Annotated in this window: 16 protein-coding genes and 1 other RNA gene; 7 read left to right on the top strand and 10 right to left on the bottom strand. The window is 65.1% G+C overall.

All coding sequences use genetic code 11. The annotated features are described in order from the left end of the window. Positions 1–32 precede the first annotated feature (32 nt). The 5 genes from FB597_RS10005 to FB597_RS09985 form a co-directional block, all read right to left on the bottom strand. Positions 33–536, bottom strand: a complete 504-nt coding sequence (locus FB597_RS10005; protein WP_141914694.1) for a DUF1993 family protein — start codon at positions 534–536, stop codon at positions 33–35. Between the two features lie 52 nt (positions 537–588). Next, positions 589–2,118 (bottom strand): efflux transporter outer membrane subunit, encoded by a 1,530-nt coding sequence (locus FB597_RS10000; protein ID WP_370454669.1) that lies wholly within the window; start codon positions 2,116–2,118, stop codon positions 589–591. Positions 2,119–2,136: 18 nt separating this feature from the next. Beyond that, positions 2,137–5,361 carry an efflux RND transporter permease subunit gene (locus FB597_RS09995; protein WP_141914693.1) on the bottom strand — a complete coding sequence of 1,075 codons (3,225 nt, stop codon included), beginning with the start codon at positions 5,359–5,361 and terminating at the stop codon, positions 2,137–2,139. Between the two features lie 80 nt (positions 5,362–5,441). Beyond that, positions 5,442–6,653: an efflux RND transporter periplasmic adaptor subunit gene (locus tag FB597_RS09990; protein WP_144769446.1), complete on the bottom strand. Its 1,212-nt coding sequence runs from the start codon at positions 6,651–6,653 to the stop codon at positions 5,442–5,444. Between the two features lie 10 nt (positions 6,654–6,663). Further along, complete coding sequence (locus FB597_RS09985; RefSeq protein WP_255464009.1) at positions 6,664–7,536, bottom strand: alpha/beta hydrolase fold domain-containing protein; 873 nt, start codon at positions 7,534–7,536, stop codon at positions 6,664–6,666. Between the two features lie 306 nt (positions 7,537–7,842). Here FB597_RS09985 and FB597_RS09980 point away from each other — a divergent pair, with 306 nt between their 5' ends. The 4 genes from FB597_RS09980 to FB597_RS09965 all read left to right on the top strand — a co-directional run bounded on the left by FB597_RS09980 (position 7,843) and on the right by FB597_RS09965 (position 11,624). Next, positions 7,843–8,862 (top strand): LysR family transcriptional regulator, encoded by a 1,020-nt coding sequence (locus tag FB597_RS09980; RefSeq protein ID WP_141914690.1) that lies wholly within the window; start codon positions 7,843–7,845, stop codon positions 8,860–8,862. A 27-nt stretch (positions 8,863–8,889) separates the two neighbouring features. Continuing rightward, complete coding sequence (locus FB597_RS09975) at positions 8,890–9,186, top strand: hypothetical protein (protein WP_144769445.1); 297 nt, start codon at positions 8,890–8,892, stop codon at positions 9,184–9,186. A gap of 308 nt (positions 9,187–9,494) precedes the next feature. Beyond that, on the top strand, positions 9,495–10,499 hold the full coding sequence (locus tag FB597_RS09970) for an AraC family transcriptional regulator (protein ID WP_144769444.1): 1,005 nt from the start codon (positions 9,495–9,497) through the stop codon (positions 10,497–10,499). 117 nt (positions 10,500–10,616) lie between these two features. Beyond that, positions 10,617–11,624, top strand: coding sequence for an aldo/keto reductase (locus FB597_RS09965; protein WP_144769443.1), 1,008 nt, complete (start codon positions 10,617–10,619; stop codon positions 11,622–11,624). Between the two features lie 72 nt (positions 11,625–11,696). Here the strand turns inward: FB597_RS09965 and FB597_RS09960 are convergent, their stop codons facing one another. From FB597_RS09960 to FB597_RS09950, 3 genes are all read right to left on the bottom strand, one after another. Further along, positions 11,697–12,026 (bottom strand): hypothetical protein, encoded by a 330-nt coding sequence (locus FB597_RS09960; RefSeq protein WP_144769442.1) that lies wholly within the window; start codon positions 12,024–12,026, stop codon positions 11,697–11,699. 282 nt (positions 12,027–12,308) lie between these two features. Next, positions 12,309–13,061, bottom strand: a complete 753-nt coding sequence (locus FB597_RS09955) for an HpcH/HpaI aldolase/citrate lyase family protein (protein ID WP_141914685.1) — start codon at positions 13,059–13,061, stop codon at positions 12,309–12,311. Between the two features lie 181 nt (positions 13,062–13,242). Beyond that, the gene (locus FB597_RS09950; protein ID WP_144769441.1) at positions 13,243–14,508 is read right to left on the bottom strand and encodes a D-amino acid dehydrogenase; all 1,266 of its coding nucleotides are present in this window, start codon (positions 14,506–14,508) and stop codon (positions 13,243–13,245) included. A 242-nt stretch (positions 14,509–14,750) separates the two neighbouring features. On the opposite strand from FB597_RS09950, the gene rnpB reads away from it, so the two are divergent. Next, positions 14,751–15,084, top strand: an RNA gene (gene rnpB / locus FB597_RS09945) — RNase P RNA component class A. A gap of 116 nt (positions 15,085–15,200) precedes the next feature. Next, positions 15,201–16,352, top strand: coding sequence for an enoyl-CoA hydratase/isomerase family protein (locus FB597_RS09940; RefSeq protein ID WP_141914683.1), 1,152 nt, complete (start codon positions 15,201–15,203; stop codon positions 16,350–16,352). 92 nt (positions 16,353–16,444) lie between these two features. Here the strand turns inward: FB597_RS09940 and FB597_RS09935 are convergent, their stop codons facing one another. Together FB597_RS09935 and FB597_RS09930 are read right to left on the bottom strand one after the other, a co-directional pair. Further along, positions 16,445–16,921: a nuclear transport factor 2 family protein gene (locus FB597_RS09935; protein WP_141914682.1), complete on the bottom strand. Its 477-nt coding sequence runs from the start codon at positions 16,919–16,921 to the stop codon at positions 16,445–16,447. Positions 16,922–17,236: 315 nt separating this feature from the next. Continuing rightward, positions 17,237–17,521: an HU family DNA-binding protein gene (locus tag FB597_RS09930; protein WP_006465510.1), complete on the bottom strand. Its 285-nt coding sequence runs from the start codon at positions 17,519–17,521 to the stop codon at positions 17,237–17,239. Between the two features lie 699 nt (positions 17,522–18,220). On the opposite strand from FB597_RS09930, the gene mraZ reads away from it, so the two are divergent. Continuing rightward, a complete protein-coding gene (gene mraZ, locus FB597_RS09925) occupies positions 18,221–18,649 on the top strand; it encodes a division/cell wall cluster transcriptional repressor MraZ (RefSeq protein ID WP_141914681.1) in 429 nt (142 codons plus the stop codon). Positions 18,650–18,656 lie beyond the last annotated feature (7 nt).

Here is an 18,656-nt window from a genome sequence, read left to right as displayed (position 1 = left end):
TCGCAGGATGCGGGCCGTTTCCTTTGCGCGGCCTACAGGCCGAGATAATCCATCTTGCCCAGCTTGACGCCCCGGTGGCGCAGGATGCCGTAGGCGGTGACGACGTGGAACATGAAGTTGGGCAGGCCGAACTGGGTCAGGTAAGCCTGGCCGCTCATGGCGTGTTCCTCGCCGCGCAGCATCATCTTGACCTTGCGTTCTTCCTGGCCGTCGATGGCGTCGGCCGGGATGCCTTCGAGGAACACGATGGTCTTGTTGATGCGCGCCTGCAGTTCGTCGAAGGTGATTTCGTCGTCCGGGAAGTTGGGCGCGGCCAGGCCGGACAGGCGGCTGGCGGTGGCCTTGGCGGTATCGCTGGCGCGCTGGATCTGGGCCGACAGCGGATACATGTCGTCGAACAGGCGGGCACCGGTCAGTTCGGCCGGTTCCAGCTTGTGTTCGTCGGCGTGCTGCTCGGCCTTGTCGAGCAGGGTGGACAGGGTTTGCAGGCCGCGGATGAGGAACGGGATGCTGGCTTGGTGCAGGGTGATGGGCATGGCGTTTTTCCTTTCTGTGCTGCCGTCTCCGTTCTTACGGGGACGGCAGCGTTCATTTTGCGGATGACAATTGGGTGGCCGCAGGCAACTCGCCCCAGCCGCCGCCCAGGGCGCGGATCAGGTTGACGGTCGAACGCGCGCGTTCGCCATCCAGTTGCACCGAGACGCGTTGCTGCTGCAGCACGGTGCGGTCGGCGTCGATCACGTCGAAATAGCTGACCGCGCCTTCCCGGTATTGCGTGTGCGACAGCTTGGCGGCGCGCGCCGAGGCGGCCACGGCTTCGTCCTGCGCGCGGTTCTGGTCGCCCAGGATGCGCAGGTTGGCCAGGTTGTCTTCCACTTCGCGGAAGGCGTTCAAGACCGTGCCGCGATAGCTGGCGACCTGTTCCTCGTAACTGGCGCGGGCGCGGTCGACCCCGGCCTGGCGGCGGCCGCCGTCGAACAGCGGCATGCTCAACGCGGTACCCACCAGCGGGCCCAGCAGGAAGGTGCGGCTGGACCAGTTGAACAGGTCGCCCAGCTGGGCCGACTCGTAGCCGAGGCCGCCGGTCAGGTTCAGGCTGGGGAAGAAGGCCGACTTGGCCACGCCGACGCGGGCGTTGGCGGCGGCCATCGCGCGTTCGGCGGCGGCGATGTCCGGGCGGCGTTCAAGCAGCGCCGAGGGCAGGCCGGCCGGGATGCCGATCGAGATGCGCGTGAGCGGACGGGCCGGCAGCGAGAACTCGGCCGGTGTGCTGCCCAACAGGATCGCCAGCGCGTGCTCGGCGCTGGCGCGCTGGCGCATGATGCCGAGCGCTTCCGATTGCGCCGAGGCCAGTTCCGATTTGGCGCGCGCGACGTCGACCTCGCTGATGTCGCCCTCGTCGAAGCGGCGCTGCACCAGTTTGAGCGACTGGCCGCGCAGCTCCACGGTGCCGCGGTACAGCTCCAGCGCCGCATCCAGCTCGCGCACCTGGAAGTATTGCTGGGCGACGTCGGCCTGCAGCGCCAGCAGCACCGAATGGAACAGCGCTTCGCTGCGCTGGGCGTCGGCGGTGGCGGCATCGACGTTGGACGAGACGCGGCCGAACAGGTCGACTTCATACGACACGCCGACCTGGGCGCGGTACAGCGTGAACGGCTGCGTGTTGGCGTCGGCCGGCAAGCCTTGCGAAGCCGGGGAGGGGCGCTGGCGGGTGGCGCCGATGCCGGCGTCGACCTGCGGGAAGTAGCCCGAGCGCGCATCGCGGGTCAGGGCGCGCGCCTGGCCCAAACGGGCCGCGGCCGCCTTGAGGTCCTGGTTGGCTTGCTGGGCGCGCTCTTCCAGCGTGTTCAGGCTGTCGTCGTTGAAGATTTTCCACCATTCTCCGCGGGCGATGTCTTCGGCCGGCTGGGCCGCTTTCCATTGGCTGCCGTTTTCGCCGGCGGCTTCCTTGAAGGCGGCCGGGGTATCGACCGAGGGACGCTCGTAGGTCGGCGCCACCGAGCAGCCGGCCAGCACCAGCAGTGCGGCCAGCAGCGCGGAGCCGATCCGCGCCGGGCGCAGCAGGCGGCCGGCCAGGCCGAGGCCCGGGGCGGGGGAGTTCATGTTGATTGCATTCATTTTTCTACTCCAGAGAAATCAGCGGTCTTCCTGCGAACCGGGGGCGGCATGCGCGGCCTGCGGCACGTGCGAGCCGGCGGTCATCGGCGCCTCATGGTGCGAGGCCGAGTGCAGCTTGCGGCGGTTCAGGGTGCGCAGCAGCACGTAGAACACCGGGGTCAGGAACAGACCGAACAAGGTCACGCCCAGCATCCCGAAGAACACCGCGATGCCCATCGCATAGCGCATTTCCGAACCGGCGCCGGTGGAGGTCACCAGCGGCACCACGCCCATGATGAAAGCGATCGAGGTCATCAGGATCGGACGCAGGCGCAGGCGGCTGGCTTCGATCGCGGCTTGCACCGCGGTGCGGCCCTGCATTTCCAGTTCGCGGGCGAACTCGACGATCAGGATCGCGTTCTTGGCCGACAGCCCCACCAGCACCATCAGGCCGATCTGGGTGAAGATGTTGTTGTCGCCGCGGGTCAGCCAGACGCCGGTCAGGGCCGCCAGGATGCTCATGGGCACGATCAGGATCACCGCCAGCGGCAGGGTCAGGCTCTCATACAGCGCGGCCAGCACCAGGAACACCAGCAGCACGCTGATCGGGAACACCCATACGCCGGCATTGCCCGCCAGGATCTTCTGGTAAGTCAGGTCGGTCCATTCGAACTTGATGCCGCGCGGCAGGGTCGCCGCCGCCACGCGTTCGGCCGCGGCCTGGGCCTGGTCGCTTGAATAGCCCGGCGCCGGGCCGCCGTTGATGTCGGCGGCGGTATAGCCGTTGTAGCGCACCACCATTTCCGGGCCGAAGGTCTGCTTGACCTTGACCACCGACGACAGCGGCACCATTTCGCCGGCTTCGTTGCGGGTCTTCAGCTGCAGGATGTCGTCGGCCTTGGCGCGGAACGGAGCGTCAGCCTGGGCGCGCACCTGGTAGACGCGGCCGAAGCGGTTGAAGTCGTTCACATACAGCGAGCCGAGGTAGATCTGCATGGTGTTGAACACGTCGGTCACCGGGATGCCCAGTTGCTTGGCCTTGATGCGGTCGAGGTCGACGTCCAGTTGCGGCACGTTGATCTGGTAGCTGGAGAACATCGGGCCCAGCGCCGGTTCCTTGGCGGCGGCCTTCATGAACTCCTGCGCGGCTTTGTCCAGTTCGGCATAGCCCAGCGCATCGCGGTCTTCGATCTGCATCTTGAAACCGCCCAGCGTGCCCAGGCCCATCACCGGCGGCGGCGGGAACACGGCGGTGAAGGCTTCTTTGATGCCGCCGAACTTCTTGTTGAGCGAGGCGGCGATGGCGTTGCCCGACAGTTCCTTGGACTTGCGTTCCTCGAAGGGCTTCAGGCCCACGAACACGATGCCGGCCGAAGAGCTGTTGGTGAAGCCGTTGATCGACAGGCCGGGGAAGGCGATGGCGCTGTCCACGCCGGGTTCCTTCAACATGATGTCGCTCATCTTGCGCATCACGTCTTCGCTGCGGTCGATCGAGGCGCCGTTGGGCAATTGCGCGAAGGCCACCAGGTATTGCTTGTCCTGGCCCGGCACGAAACCGCCCGGCACGATGTAGGCGATGCCCACGGTGGCCGCCAGCAGTATCGCGTACACGCCCATGGTCGTGCCCTTGCGCTTGATCACGCCGGTCACGCCGCGGCCGTAGTTGTCCGAGGCGCGGTTGAAGAAGCGGTTGAAGCGGACGAAGAAGCCGCCCAGGAAACGGTCCATCACGCGGGTCAGCCAGTCCGGCTTCTCGCCGTGGCCCTTCAACAGCATGGCGGCCAGCGCCGGCGACAGGGTCAGCGAGTTGAAGGCCGAGATCACCGTCGAGATGGCGATGGTCATGGCGAACTGCTTGTAGAACTGGCCGGTCAGGCCGGTCATGAAGGCCAGCGGCACGAACACCGCCACCAGCGTCAGGGCGATGGCGATGATCGGGCCCGAGACTTCCTGCATGGCGCGGTAGGTCGCTTCGCGCGGCGAAAGGCCGGCGGAGATGTTGCGCTCGACGTTTTCCACCACCACGATGGCGTCATCGACCACGATGCCGATGGCCAGCACCATGCCGAACAGCGACAGCGCGTTGATGGTGTAGCCGAAGCCCAGCATCAGCGAGAAGGTGCCGATGATGGAGACCGGCACCGCCAGCAGCGGAATGATCGAGGCGCGCCAGGTCTGCAGGAAGATGATCACCACGATCACCACCAGCAGGATCGCTTCCAACAGCGTATGCACCACCGCTTCGATGGAAGCGCGCACGAACTGGGTCGGGTCATACACGATGCGGTACTGGACCGAGCTGGGGAAGTCGGCCGAGAGTTCCTTCATCGCCGCGCGCACCTGGGTGGACACGTCCAGCGCATTGGCGCCGGGCGCCTGGAAGATCGGGATGGCCACTGCCGGCTTGTTGTCCAGCAGCGAGCGCAGGCCGTATTCGGAGGCGGCCAGTTCCACCCGGGCGACGTCGCCCAGCTTGGTCACGGCGCCGTCGGGCGAGCCCTTGAGGATGATGTCGCGGAACTCGGCTTCGGTCTTCAGGCGGCCTTGCGCGTTCACGGACAGCTGCACCGGCACGTCGGGCGAACTGGGCGAGGCGCCGATCACGCCGGCGGCCACCTGCACGTTCTGCTCGCGGATGGAGCGGATCACATCGGAGGCGGTCAGGCCGCGCTGGGCCACCTTGTTCGGGTCCAGCCACACGCGCATGGCGTAGTTGCCGGAACCGAACAGGCCCACTTCACCCACGCCCTGGATGCGCGCCAGGCGATCCTTGACGTTCAGGACCGCGTAGTTGCGCAGGTAGGTGGTGTCGTAACGATTGTCGGGCGAGATCAGGTGCACCACCATGGTCAGCGTGGGCGAGGACTTGATGGTCGTCACGCCCAGCCGCTGCACGTCTTCCGGCAGGCGCGGCAGCGCTTGCGCGACGCGGTTCTGCACCAGCTGCTGGGCCTTGTCGGGATCGACGCCCAGGCGGAAGTTGACGGTGATGGTCAGGTTGCCGTCGCTGTTGGCCTGCGACTGCATGTACAGCATGTTTTCCACGCCGTTGATCTGCTCTTCCAGCGGCGAGGCCACGGTTTCGGCGATCACCTTGGGGTTGGCGCCGGGGTACTGCGCGCGCACCACCACCGAGGGCGGCACCACTTCGGGATATTCCGAAATGGGCAGCTGGAACATGGCCAGCACGCCGCCCAGCAATAGCAGTACCGACAGCACGCCCGCGAAGATCGGGCGGTCGATAAAGAATTTTGAGATATTCATGTTCAGGTTCCTTCAGCTTTTCTGGATGTCAAAGCTGTTGTTTTTCTTGAAAGCGATGGCACGGTTGATCCGGGGCGGCCTCAGGCCTTGCCGCCGGCCGGCTGGGCCTGCGCGTCGGCGGTCTTGGCTTGCGGCTGCATCGGCACCACGGTCGGCGCGATGGCGTCGCCCGGGCGGATGCGCTGCAGGCCGTTGACCACGATGCGCTCGCCGCTCTTGAGGCCGTTCTCCACCACCACCAGGCCATCCAGGCTGGCGCCGACGCGCACCTGGCGGTAGATGGCGTGGTTGTCCTTGTCGGCCACCATGACGAAACGCTTGTCCTGGTCGGTGCCGAGCGCCTTTTCATCGATCAGCACGGCCTCGTGCGGGGCGCCGCCGCCCAGGCGCACGCGGGCGTACAGGCCGGGGATCAGTTGGCCGTCGCCGTTATCGAACACGGCGCGCACGCGGATGGTGCCGGAGGCGGGATCGAGGCGGTTGTCCACCGAGCCGACCTTGCCCTGGCGCGAGTAGCCGTCCTCATTGGCCAGGCCGAGGTAGACCGGCACCGCGGTGCCGGCGGCGCGCGCCGGGTTGACGTACTTGAGGAAGCTTTGCTCATCGACGTCGAACGAGGCGTAGACCTTGGCCACCGAGACCAGCGTGGTCAGCGGCGCGTTGGCCGAACCGGGGTTGACCACGTTGCCGACCGTGACCTCGGCGCGCGAGATGCGGCCGGAGACCGGCGCGGTGATCTGCGTGTATTCCAGGTTCAGGCGGGCGGCGCGCACGGCGGCCTTGGCGGCCTGCACGCTGGCGGCGGCTTCGCGCGCGGCGTTCTGCTTTTCTTCAAAGTCGCGCTTGGCGATGGCGTTGTCGCCCAGCAGGCGCTGGCCGCGCGCCAGGTCCGCCGAGGTATAGCCGGCGCGCGCCTCGGCGCCGGCCAGCTGCGCTTCGGTACGGGCTACTTCGGCGGCATAGGGGCGCGGGTCGATGGTAAACAGCACATCGCCCTTCTTGACCAGGGCGCCATCCTTGAAGTGCACCTGGGTCAGCGTGCCGCCGACCAATGGGCGCACCTCGACCCGGTCGACCGCCTCGATGCGGCCGGAGTAGGCTTGCCAGTCGATGATCTGCTTGCTGACCACCTCGGCCACATCGACCGGGGCAGCCGGCGGCGCGGCCGGGGCGGTGCTGGCGTTGGCCGAGATGCCGACGGCGGAAATGGCGCCGCCGACCGTCAGGGCGATGACGGCCAGCACGGTGGCGGTGAGGGCGTAACGGCGGCGTAGTGTAGTAGAAGTGTTCATGTTCTTGTCCTCAGAGAGTGGGAGATGGTTGAAGGTTGAACGGCGTATAGTCGGTGTCATTGCTATCGTCGCGATGCGCGCGGGCAAAGCGGCAGCGCAGGAAATTCACGATTTCCTTGAGCAGCGGGATATGGGTGCGCAGCGCGCCATGCGTGATGCCGCAAAAGCGCGACACCTGCGTATGCACGCCGGCGCGGATCAGGCCGGAGGCGTATTTCTCGGCTTCCGGGCACAGCACGTCGCGCTCGGCGGTGGCGATGAAGGCTGCCGGCAGGCCGGCCAGCCGGCTCACTTCCAGCGGCGCCGCATACGGGTGCAGGCGCTGCATGGTCTGCGGCAGGTACTGGCGATAGGAGGCGGCGCAGCGCTCGACGGTCAGGTCCGACTGCAGCCGCGCGGCGTCGCCGACCAGGCGCATGCTGGGGTCGAGCATCGGGCTGATCAGCACCTGTGCGGCCAGCGGCTTGGCGCAGCGGTCGCGCACCATCAGCGTCAGGCTGACCGCCAGGCTGCCGCCGGCGTCATCGCCGGCCACGACCATGCGGTCGACGTCGGCATTGAGTTCATCGGCATGCTTGCAAGCCCATACCGCGGCGGCATAGGCATCTTCCGGCGCGGCCGGGAACGGCTTGGCCGGCGCCAGCGAATAACCCACCGACAGCACCACGCTGTCGCTGTAGCGGGCGATGAAGCTGGCCGGCGCATCGGCGTCGTCGAGCGAACCGCTGACGAAGCCGCCGCCGTGGAAGTACATCACCAGCGGCAACGGGGGGCGCTGGCCGGCGCCAGCTTTCTGCACCGGCTGGTACAGGCGCACCGGAATGCGCCCGAGCGGACCGGGAACGAAAAAATTGCGGATATCGAGGGAATGCGAGCCGTCCATGATGTGCGCCTGGGCCGAAGCCCTTTGTCGGAGAGTGAGGCGGATTGTGCGCCACAGCACGGTCTCAAATAAACTCATATAATCCAACAACACTGTTCGCCAAGTTCGAACAATCGTGGGGTCGATATTCGTCATAATTCGGCCCAGGATGAGGCTGGCGGCCAGGTCGAGCTGCTTGCCAAGCGGGCGTGAAAGCCGCTTCCAGCCTTGGGAGGCGACTGCCGCCTTATCTGTTTTCTGGTGAATTTTCTGGTTTTTGAGTCGGTTTCCGCGGCGATTTGGCTGCATGACCGAAAGGAGAGAGCAATGGACCGTTTCCAGGCCATGCAGGTGTTTACCGCCGTGGTGGATGCCAACAGTTTCACGCGAGCAGCCGATAACCTGAACCTGCCGCGCACCACCGTCACCACCATCATCCAGGGCTTGGAAAGCCTGCTGCAGGTGCGCCTGCTGAACCGCACCACGCGCCGCATCAGCCTCACGCCCGACGGCGCCGCTTACTACGAGCGCTGCGTGCGCATCCTGGGCGATGTCGAGGAAACCGAACAATCCTTCCGCAACGTCACGCGCGGGCCGCAGGGCCGGTTGCGCATCGACGTGCCGGCCTCGGTCGGCCGCCTGTTGCTGCTGCCCAACCTGTGCGACTTCTATACCAAGTACCCGGACATCGAACTGGTCATGGGCATGGGCGACCGCCCGGTGGACATGGTGCAGGAGGCGGTCGACTGCGTCATCCGCATCGGCGAGCTGCAGGATTCGTCGATGGTGGCGCGCCGCATCGGCACCTTCCAGACCGTGACCTGCGCCGCACCGGACTACCTCGAGCGCCATGGCGTGCCGCACACCCTCGAGGATTTGCAGCAGCACAAGTCGGTGCATTACTTCTCCAGCCGCACCGGCCGCACCATCGACTGGGATTTCGTGGTCGACGGCGTCACGCGCGAGGTCAAGATGGACGGCAAGCTGTCCGTCAATGACGGCGACGCCTATGTCGCTTGCGCGCTGCAGGGCTTCGGCATGGTGCAGGCGCCGCTGTACATGGTGATGCCGCACATCGAGGAAGGCCGCCTGGTCGAGGTGCTGTCGCAATGGAAGCCCGCGCCGCTGCCGATCTCGGTGGTCTACCTGCACAACCGCCATCTCTCGCCCAAGGTGCGCGCCTTCGTCGACTGGGTCGCCGAGCTGTTCTCCACCTGCCCGCTGCATCGCGCCTGCACCATGGGCATGGAAAAGGTCGAGGGCGAATGCCGCTTCGTCAGCAAGGACGAGGCGACCACCGTGCGCAACGTGGTCGCGCAGCACAACATCGCCGAAAGCGTGTTCTGACGCACGCGCGCACGCCAGCGGCGTGCGGTGGATCTCGCTGGGGCTGGGATTGTTCATCGCTGGCCTTTCTTTGTTTTTCTGTCCTGCGGGTTGCTCGCGCCGGCACTGCTCCCGCAGGCTGCGCGAGGCGGTCTGCATGGATCGGAAAGCGTCATCCCCGCCGGCGCGATGTCGGTGAGGATTCTGGAAAACGGGATTGGTGAAGAAGCGGCACGCTGGTCTGCGCCGGGTTTGCGGGTGCTGCTGGCGGCCTTGGGGCCGGGCTATCGCGTGGCTGCGGTGCTCGCCTCGGTGGCGGGCCGGCACGGTCTGCATCGTGAATAAAGGTGTTCTTGGCTTGGGGAGGATTATGCTGGATCGCAGCAAATCTTTCGTGCCGAAAGCTGCCGATTTCCTGCCCGATTCTACAAAGTCAGCGATGATTGGGCAGTTTTGCGGAAAAACCGCATAATGAGCCTGCTCATGTCCCCTGTATCAAATAAAGGCTTGGGCAAGCATGTTTTCCCTTGCCGCAGATCGCGAGCATACCTAATCCTGCTGATTTTTTGCCTATTCCTGCAATCTGTGTGGCGGAGAATCAGGCAAATCGGCGAATTGCGCTAAGCTGGTTCCCATCTGATACCGGAGCCGCCATGGACCTGAATGAACACGCCGTTTTCGAACCCGCCGCCGGCGTGGCGGGGGCGGAGCATGCCGCTGCGCCGGCGCAGCCGGACGATGGCGCGCGCTTCGACGCTATGCGGCACGAACTGCTGCAACTGATCGGGCGCTACACCGAAGGCATCGAAGGCACCCTGGAAACCGCCATCGAGGGCCTGGGCGTGCACCGCATCACCTGTCCGACCGGCCCCAAGCATGCGGTGCAAAAGCCGGTGTTCGCGGTCATCGCGCAGGGCTCCAAGCGTGTGCTCATCGGTGACGAGGTCTATGAATACGACCCCATGCATTACCTGGTGGCCTCGGTCGACCTGCCGGTGGTGGGCAAGGTGATGATCGCCAGTCCCGACGCGCCTTATCTCGGCCTGCGGCTGGAGCTGGATACGCGCGAGATCGGCGCCCTGATCGGCGATGAGGACCTGCCCCAGGCCGTGGTTGCCGATACCGCCGCGCGCGGCATGTACGTCAACCGCCTCGACGCCGCGCTGCTGGACGCGGTGCTGCGCTTGCTGCGCCTGCATGAGACCCCGCGCGACATTCCCATCCTGGCGCCGATGATACGGCGCGAGATCCTGTACCGCCTGCTGATGAACGGCCAGGGCGCGCTGCTGCGCCAGACCGTGCTGCAGGACAGCCAGATGAACCGCATCGCCAAGGCCATCCGCCTGATGAGGGATGGCTACGCGCAGCCGTTGCGGGTGGAAGACATCGCGCGCGACGTGCACATGAGCGTGTCTTCGTTGCACCACCACTTCAAGCTGGTGACGGCGATGAGCCCGCTGCAGTACCAGAAGAACCTGCGGCTGCAGGAGGCGCGCAGGCTGATCCTGACCGCCGACATGAGCGTGGCGCTGGCCGCGCATACGGTGGGTTACGAGAGTTCCTCGCAGTTCAGCCGCGAATACAGCCGCCTGTTCGGCGCGCCGCCGCTGCGCGACAAGCGCCGCTGGCAGGAAGAGGAAGCGGCGGTTTCCCCGTAGTCCCCGGCCCGGCGCCTGCAGGCTCGGCGGCGCGGCGCTAGAATCCCCCCATGCGCCGGCACGGCGTCTGTGCCGTGCCGGCGTTCCTTATTCTCATTCCACCTGATTGGAGACAGCATGCAATATCGGCGACTCGGCAAGAGCAACCTCAAAGTCTCGGCGCTGTGCCTGGGATCGATGATGTTCGGCGACCAGACCGACATCGAAGAATCCGGCCGCATCGTCGCCTCGGCGCGCGAGCATGGCGTCAACTTCATCGACACGGCCGACGTCTACACCAAGGGCCGTTCGGAAGAGCTCGTCGGCCAGCTGCTCAAGGGCCAGCGCCAGCACTGGGTGCTGGCCAGCAAGCTGGGCAACCCGATGAGCGACGCGCTCAACGAATCGCATTATTCGCGCAGCTGGATCGTGCGCGAGACCGACAACATCCTGCGCCGGCTCGATACCGATTACCTCGACATCCTCTACATGCACCGCGACTACCAGGATGAGAACCTCGAAGAGGCGGTGCAGTCGCTGGGCGACCTGATCCGCGCCGGCAAGATCCGCGGTTTCGGCGTGTCCAACTTCCGCGGCTGGCGCATCGCCGAGATCGTGCGCCTGTGCGAGAAGCATAATGTGCCGCAGCCGCTGGTGTGCCAGCCTTACTACAACCTGCTGAACCGCCAGCCGGAAGTGGAAATCCTGCCGGCCTGCGCCAACTACGGCCTGGGCGTGGTGCCTTACAGCCCGATCGCGCGCGGCGTGTTGACCGGCAAGTACGCGCCGGGGCAGCAGCCGCCCGAAGGCACGCGCGCCGGGCGCGGCGACAAGCGCATCCTGGAGACCGAGTTCCGCGAAGAGTCGCTGCTCATCGCGCAGAAGCTGCAGCAGCATTGCGCGGCGCGCGGCGTCAAGCTGGGACAGTTCGCCACCGCCTGGGTGCTGGCCAATGCGGCGGTCAGCAGCGTCATCGCCGGACCGCGCACGCTGGCGCAGATGGAAGATTATTACGATGCGGTCGAGCTGAAGATCAGCGCCGAGGAAGAAGCGCTGGTGGACAGCCTGGTGACGCCGGGCCATGCCTCCACGCATGGCTACAACGACCCCAACTATCCGTTCTTCGGGCGTCTGATGCGGGGATGATGGGCGGGGACGGTCGTGCAAAAAGCCGCTGCAAGCAGCGGCTTTTTTGCGCGTGTTTGAGGCAGGCCGGCTTCAGGTCATGCGTTGCCTGATGGCGCGCCCCCGCTTTTTGGGTAACTCTGCCTGCACGTCGTCGCCCTCCGGGCGTTCGACGCTGCACAGGTGCAGCAGCATGAAATGGCTTTGCAGCGCCGCGTCGCGTTGCGGGCTGCAGGAGGCGGCGGCAGCAGCCGATGGCGCGGCCTCATCGGCAGCGGTTGCCGGCGTGACGAGTGCGGCTGGCGCCATGCCGTCGATGCTCTGTTTCCCGATAGGGGCCGTGTCGCCGGCGCCGGCCAGTCGCAGGCACAGCGCGGCGAGCATGATGCAGGCCGCCGCCAGCCAGGTGAAGTCCCTGTTCATGGCGCGCGCGATGCATGCGGCGCGTTGCCGCCAGGCGGCGATTGAGGATGGGTCGGAATGAAATGGCGATGTCGGCATGGTGGCTCCCCTGGCGGGAACGGATGCGCATCATCCATCCCCCGTTTCCGGAAAATTATCCGGCGGCGGGGGTGGGGTTCCTATAGGACGATTCTCAAATTAACTTTGCGCGGGGATCGTCATCCGGGGGATGGCGCCTTTCATCGTTTCAAGGACTTGCTTGCGGGCATTGTTCATGCCGATGTCGAAGAATTTTTGCCGGGTTCAGCGCAGCGCCGCGATCCGGCGGGCGGCTTCCGCCTTGAGCTGCTGGATGTCGGTGCCCGGGACCACCAGATCCATGCCCAGGGCCTTCATGCGCTGGGCCATGTCCATGGTGCCGGCGAAGATTCCCACATACTTGCCTAGTCGCTTGGCCAGCGCCACCAGCGAGCCGATGGCGTCGTTGAGTTGCGGCGCGTCGTAGGCGTCGGGCGCCAGGCCCATCTCGATGTTGAGGTCGGCCGGGCCGATGAAGATGCCGTCCAGGTCGGGCACGCGCAGGATCGCTTCGGCGTTGGCGAAGCCCTGGTTGGTCTCGATCATGGCCAGCGTGAGGATGGTGCGGTTGGCATGCGTGAAGTAGTCGCTGCCGCCGTACATGAAGCCGCGCGCCGGGCCGTAGCTGCGGCCGCCGCGCGGCGAGTAGTGGCAGGCGCGCACGAAGCGTTCGGCGTCTTCGGCGGTGTTGATCAGCGGGCAGATCACGCCGTAGGCGCCGGCGTCGAGCAGTTTGTTGATCTCGCCCAGGCCGTTTTCGGAGCAGCGCACCAGCGGCACGGCATCGGTGGTGGAGATCGCCTGCAGCATCGGCACCGCCGATTCGACCGAGAACAGGCCATGCTGCAGGTCCACCGTCACGGCATCGTAGCCGCTGTTGGCGACCACTTCGGCCAGCAGCGAATTGCCCATCGATACCCAGCCGCTCAAGGCCATGGTCTTTTGCGCGAACAGGGTGCGCAGCCGGTTTTCCCGCATGTTCAGTCTCCGTTGGTATGTTGTTCGTCAGCCGCCTTGATGGCATGGCCTTATGTTAACAGGCCCTGGATGCAACGGCGGTTCCGCGCCGACGCGGATGCCAGCGAAAATGGCGCGCCGCCAGCAGCGGTGCGCCATTGCGGGCCACGGTGAAAGCTTCTCAGGCGGGCGTGAAACTTCTTCAGCCTGCGAAGCGGAACGGCGCGGGGTCGATCGCCGGCTTGCGTCCGGCGATCTGGTCGGCCAGCAGTGCGGCGCTGCCGCAGGCCAGCGTCCAGCCCAGCGCGCCCTGGCCGATGTTGAGATAGAGGTTCTTGACCGGCGAGGGGCCGACCACCGGCACGCCGCTGGGGGTGGCGGGCCGGAAGCCGGTCCATGGCGACAGCGCGGCGTCTTCGCCCAGTGCGCAGGCCGGGAACAGTTCGCGCACGCCTTGCTTGAGTTCGTCGATGGCGCGCTGGGGGATGGAACGCTCCATGCCCACCAGCTCGACCCGGCCGGCCACGCGCAGGCGGTCGCCCAGGCGCGCGTAGACGATCTTGCGCGAGATGTCGGTGATCGAGACCTGGGGCGCGGCGTCGCGGCTGGCAGCATCCTGCAGCGGCACGGTGATGCTGTAGCCCTTGAGCGGGTAGAGCGGCAGCGACAGGCCGACGCGGCGCGCGAAGGCCGGGCTTTCGGGGCCGAAGCACAGCACGAAGCTGTCGGCCTCGATCCATTCGTCGCCGGCCTGCACCGCGCGCAGGGCGCCGCCGTCGGTGCGCACGTTGGCGACGCTGGCGTTGCCGATGAAGCGGAAGTTGGCGTCGGCCTGCATCGAGGCCACCAGGGCGCGGCAAAACTGCGGGCAGTCGCCGCTTTCTTCGCTGGGGGTGTAGACGCCGCCGGCCCAGTCGCGCGCGGAGTTGCCCAGCGCCGGCTCGATGGCGATGCAGCGCGCCGCGTCCAGCACTTCCTGGTGGCAGCCGAATTCCGACTGGAACCGGACCTGTTTGCGGGCGCTGTCCAGGCCGGCATGGTCGGTGTACATCACCAGCTTGCCGGAGGTCTGGTAGTCGAATTGCAGGTCCAGTTGCGCATTCCATTGCTTGAGCTGGTCGCGGCTGAAGAAGGCCAGTTGCAGCAGTTCGATGGTGGTGCGACGCACGCGCTCGGCGTTGCAGCAGCGCAGGAACTCGAACAGCCAGCGGTACTGGGCCGGATCGAGCGTGGGTTTGAAGGTCAGCGGGGAGTCGCTGCTGAACATGTAGTAGGCCCACTTGGACCAGACCGAGGGATCGGCCAGCGGCGCCACGTAGGAGTAGCTCAGTTGCGCGCCGTTGCCCAGGCTGGTGCCGTCGCCGGGATGTGCGCGGCCGTCGACCAGGGTGACCTGATGGCCGTCTTGCAGCAGGCGGTAGGCGGTGGTGACGCCGATTACGCCGGCGCCCAATACGCAGATATGCATGGTGTTGTTGATTGTTCGGAGTTGGTTGCGGATATCCCTGGCGGGAGGAGTGCGTCTGCCGCTACCCGGCATCATAGAGGGCAACTATACGAAGATTCGATGACAGTGTCATATGCATAATCGGCATGATCGCCGGCGCGCATGCCGCGGCGGCCGCACAGGCCGGTCTTGTGCGCGCGTGCAAAACGGTTTTGCGGGCGGCGCCCGCGGCGCCGGGCCCGTGCTGCGTTACAATAGCGGCCGATGCAGACCAGACAGCCGCTGGCCGCGTCCGCAAGGGCGCGGCGGGAGGAAGGTCCGGACTCCACAGAGCAGGGTGACGGTTAACGGCCGTCCGCCGAAAGCCGGCGCAAGCCGGTATAAGGCGAGGAACAGGGCCACAGAGACGAGCGTATTAAGTTACGGTGAAACGCGGTAACCTCCACTCGGAGCAATTTCAAATAGGCACGCGGTGATGCGGCTCGCGGAGCGTGCGGGTAGAAAGCTTGAGCGCCGGAGCAATCCGGCGCCTAGAGGAATGGCTGTCATAGCGGGCAACCGCCGTAACAGAATCCGGCCTACCGGTCTGCTTCATTGATTTCCGGATCCCTTCCGGCGCCACGTCGGAAGGGGTTGCAACGGCAGCTCCCAATAACAACACTGCGGCCCGTGAAGAGACTGCGGGTTCCGCGCGAGACACGTCAGGATCCCTCATGACCCAACCGGTTTTGTTTGAAGAACTGGCCACGCAGAACGGCCGCCGCATCGGCGTAGCCACGCTGGCTTCCGAAAAGACCCTGCACGCCATTTCGCTGGAGATGGTGAACCTGCTCACGCCGCAGCTGCGCCAATGGCAGGCCGACCCCGGGGTGGCGCTGGTGATCCTGCAGGCGCAGGGCGAAAAGGCCTTCTGCGCCGGCGGCGACTTGCAGCAGCTGTACCGCACCATGCGCGAGCACCATGCCTCGCCCGAGCGCGGCGACATCCGCGGCAACCGCTATGCCGCCGAATTCTTCGAGCATGAATATCGCCTGGATTACCTGATCCACACGTTCGACAAGCCCATCCTGTGCTGGGGCCACGGTATCGTCATGGGCGGCGGCATCGGCCTCATGGCCGGCTGCAGCCATCGGGTGGCGACCGAGAAGTCGCGCCTGGCGATGCCGGAGATCACCATCGGCCTGTATCCGGACGTGGGCGGCAGCTGGTTCCTGTCGCGCATGCCGGGCAAGACCGGCGTGTTCCTGGCGCTGACCGGCGCCTTGCTCAATGCCAGCGACGCGGTGTTCGCCGGCCTGGCCGATTACCGTATCGCGCAAGCCGGCAAGCAGTCCGTGTTCGATGCGCTGCTGGCGCAGCCGTGGGGCAGCGGCGACGACGCCGAGCTGCTGGACCGCACGCTGGCCGAGGCGCAGGCCGCCTCGTTGGGCGATGAGGCCATCGCCTTCGCGCCGTCCAACCTGCGCAGCCATTTCGACCGGATCGAAGCGCTGTGCCGCAAGCCGACGCTGCCCGAGATCGTCTATGCCATCCTGGCGATCCAGACCGACGACGCCTGGCTGCAAAAGGCCATCGCCACCCTGCGCGCCGGCGCGCCCGGTTCGGCCTGGCTGGGGTATGCGCTGCAAAAGCGGGTACGCCACCTGTCGCTGGCCGAGGTATTCCGGCTGGAGTTCGTGGTTTCGCTGCATTGCGCGACGCGGCCGGATTTTGTCGAAGGCGTGCGCGCGCTGATCATCGAGAAGGACCAGAAGCCGGCATGGCAACCGGCCACGCTGGCCGAGGCGACGCCGGCCTGGGTCGAGGGTTTCTTCGACGATCCGTGGAGCAAGGAGACGCATCCGCTGGCCGACCTTGGCGCCTGAGCCGTTCGGGCGGAGAGCGTCGAAAGAAGAACGCCGTTGCGCCGGGTCCGGTGCAACGGCGTTTTTGCTTTGGAAAGGCGGCGCCGCCGCCCTCAGAGACCCAGCTCGGACAGGCCGGGATGGCCGGCCGGGCGCGGGGCGGAGCGATCCCAGTGGAACTTGCGCTCGGCGGCGGCGATCGGCAGGTCGTTGATCGAGGCGTGGCGGATGCGCATCAGGCCGTTCTCGTCGAATTCCCAGTTCTCGTTGCCATAGGAACGGAACCAGTTGCCCGAGTCGTCATGCCATTCGTAGGCGAAGCGTACGGCGATGCGGTTGCCTTCATGGGCCCAGACTTCCTTGATCAGCCGGTATTGCTGTTCACGCGTCCATTTCTTCGTGAGGAAGGCGATGATCTCGGCCCGTCCGTTGACGAAGTCGGCGCGGTTGCGCCAGCGGCTGTCTTCGGTGTAGGCCAGCGACACCCGTTGCGGGTCGCAGGAATTCCAGGCGTCTTCGGCCGCACGCGCTTTCTGGATGGCGGTGTCGCGCGTGAAGGGAGGTAGAGGGCGTTGCGCGGGTGTGGTCATGGCAGAACTTCCTGTGGAGTGTCCGGCGGCGCCGGCATGGCTTGCCTGGATTGGCGGTGCGAATCGATTGTAGGGACGATGGCGGGACAAAGGCAACCGCAAGATCGGTCTTTTGCCGGATGGATGCGCTGTGCTTGGCGCGCGGGACGGCGGCTGTGCTTTCCTTGTTGTGCAACGGCTTGTGGCGCGGATGGTGCGCTACAGGCGTACAGGTCGGTGACGCGCGGGGCTTCGGTGCGGCGGGGGTGCGGCGGGGGTGTCGCAGCATGCCATTTGAATGCCATGAACCAGGTTCATGGCATTCAAATTCGGGAATTATTTCTTCTTCTTGTTCACGGCTTCTTTGAAAGCCTTGCCAGCCGAGAACTTGACCGTGGTCGCTGCGGCGATCTTGATCTCTTCGCCGGTTTGCGGGTTACGGCCGGTACGCGCTGCGCGCTTGCCAGTCGAGAAAGAACCAAAACCAACCAATTGCACTGTATCGCCCTTGGTAACGGCCTTGATGATGTTCTCGATGACGGAGTCCAGCGCGCGCTGGGCAGCAGCCTTGGAGATTTCGGTGTCGGCGGCGATAACGTCAACCAATTCAGATTTGTTCACTTTAAAATTCCTTTCACTGTTAAGGTGCCGAGATTTTAGCACTGTAATACGGCGAATCAGCAAGCCCTATCTGCGTTTGAGCCGATTTGACTTGCGCGGATCGCCCTCGATTGAAAAATATCGATGCATTCAAACCGCTTTGTAAAAAACTGTCTTCGCTCGATATCTCCAAAACCGTGGATAGTAAAAGTAGCGCAGCGCTTTAGTCAAAATAAAAAATGGTGCTGATGGAATTTCGAGAACTAAAGCGCCCGCACAAAATCAATTCCGATTTTTCCATTGCTCGCAAAATCCATCCCGGCATCCGTTCGCCGAAGCGGTGCGTTCCGGGTTGCTCCAATCCGCTGCCGGCGGCCCGGTCATCGCGCGCAAATCCGCGTCGTTACGCAATCTTGTCGATAAACACATGTGTATATCTCAGGTTGCACATTCAATGTAAATCCTAAGTCCTTCATTTTTCTCGGGAAACTTCCTTAAACGGTGTTTTAAGGAAGTGCGCTAAGTCTTTGACTTTATTAGCAAAATCCCGGTTTTTTCCCTGGTATACCGCTTGACCTGTATTAGTGCATCCTCTAAAGTGGGCGGCAGTGTCAAAAAGTGTTTTTTTGTGGGAGATTTTGCGAATTTATTTGCATTCGACTCCTGTCTCAAAACACCCGATCAGCTATTTCACTCGCCGCGGCGAACAGGACCAACACAGTGTTTCAGGGCGCGTCAGCACTCAATCTCGATGCCAAAGGACGGATGACCATTCCGGCCAGGCATCGTGACGCCCTGATGGTGCAGTGCGAAGGGCGCGCCACGCTGACCCGCCATCCGCACGGCTGCCTGCTGTTTTTCCCGCGTCCGACCTGGGAAGCGCATCGCGAACAGATCGCCGCCTGGCCGATGTCGGCCCGCGCCTGGCAGCGCATCTTCCTGGGCAATGCTTCCGACGTCGAGCTCGACACCGCCGGCCGCATCCTGGTCGCGCCGGAGTTGCGCGCCGCGGTCGGCCTGCAGCGCGACGTGATGCTGCTGGGCATGGGCAGCCATTTTGAAATCTGGGATGCCGCCAAGCTGGCCGAGAGCGAATCGGCCGCGGTCGCAGCGGGCATGCCCGATGTGTTGAACGATTTTTCCTTCTGACGGCAGG

The sequence above is a fragment of the Herbaspirillum sp. SJZ099 genome, assembly GCF_007828355.1.
Classification (GTDB): domain Bacteria; phylum Pseudomonadota; class Gammaproteobacteria; order Burkholderiales; family Burkholderiaceae_D; genus Herbaspirillum.
Note: the sequence above shows the minus strand (reverse complement) of the source record. Positions and strands in the feature narration are given on the sequence as shown.

What these genes read in the sequence shown, in the direction of transcription:
- FB597_RS09950 (WP_144769441.1), bottom strand. Translation starts at nt 14,508, where the DNA reads ATGCATATCTGCGTATTGGGCGCCGGCGTAATCGGCGTCACCACCGCC.
- FB597_RS09960 (WP_144769442.1), bottom strand. Translation starts at nt 12,026, where the DNA reads ATGAACAGGGACTTCACCTGGCTGGCGGCGGCCTGCATCATGCTCGCC.
- FB597_RS09980 (WP_141914690.1), top strand. Translation starts at nt 7,843, where the DNA reads ATGGACCGTTTCCAGGCCATGCAGGTGTTTACCGCCGTGGTGGATGCC.
- FB597_RS09985 (WP_255464009.1), bottom strand. Translation starts at nt 7,536, where the DNA reads ATGGACGGCTCGCATTCCCTCGATATCCGCAATTTTTTCGTTCCCGGT.
- FB597_RS09940 (WP_141914683.1), top strand. Translation starts at nt 15,201, where the DNA reads ATGACCCAACCGGTTTTGTTTGAAGAACTGGCCACGCAGAACGGCCGC.
- FB597_RS10000 (WP_370454669.1), bottom strand. Translation starts at nt 2,118, where the DNA reads ATGAATGCAATCAACATGAACTCCCCCGCCCCGGGCCTCGGCCTGGCC.
- FB597_RS09935 (WP_141914682.1), bottom strand. Translation starts at nt 16,921, where the DNA reads ATGACCACACCCGCGCAACGCCCTCTACCTCCCTTCACGCGCGACACC.
- FB597_RS09995 (WP_141914693.1), bottom strand. Translation starts at nt 5,361, where the DNA reads ATGAATATCTCAAAATTCTTTATCGACCGCCCGATCTTCGCGGGCGTG.
- FB597_RS09990 (WP_144769446.1), bottom strand. Translation starts at nt 6,653, where the DNA reads ATGAACACTTCTACTACACTACGCCGCCGTTACGCCCTCACCGCCACC.
- FB597_RS09965 (WP_144769443.1), top strand. Translation starts at nt 10,617, where the DNA reads ATGCAATATCGGCGACTCGGCAAGAGCAACCTCAAAGTCTCGGCGCTG.
- FB597_RS10005 (WP_141914694.1), bottom strand. Translation starts at nt 536, where the DNA reads ATGCCCATCACCCTGCACCAAGCCAGCATCCCGTTCCTCATCCGCGGC.
- FB597_RS09970 (WP_144769444.1), top strand. Translation starts at nt 9,495, where the DNA reads ATGGACCTGAATGAACACGCCGTTTTCGAACCCGCCGCCGGCGTGGCG.
- FB597_RS09955 (WP_141914685.1), bottom strand. Translation starts at nt 13,061, where the DNA reads ATGCGGGAAAACCGGCTGCGCACCCTGTTCGCGCAAAAGACCATGGCC.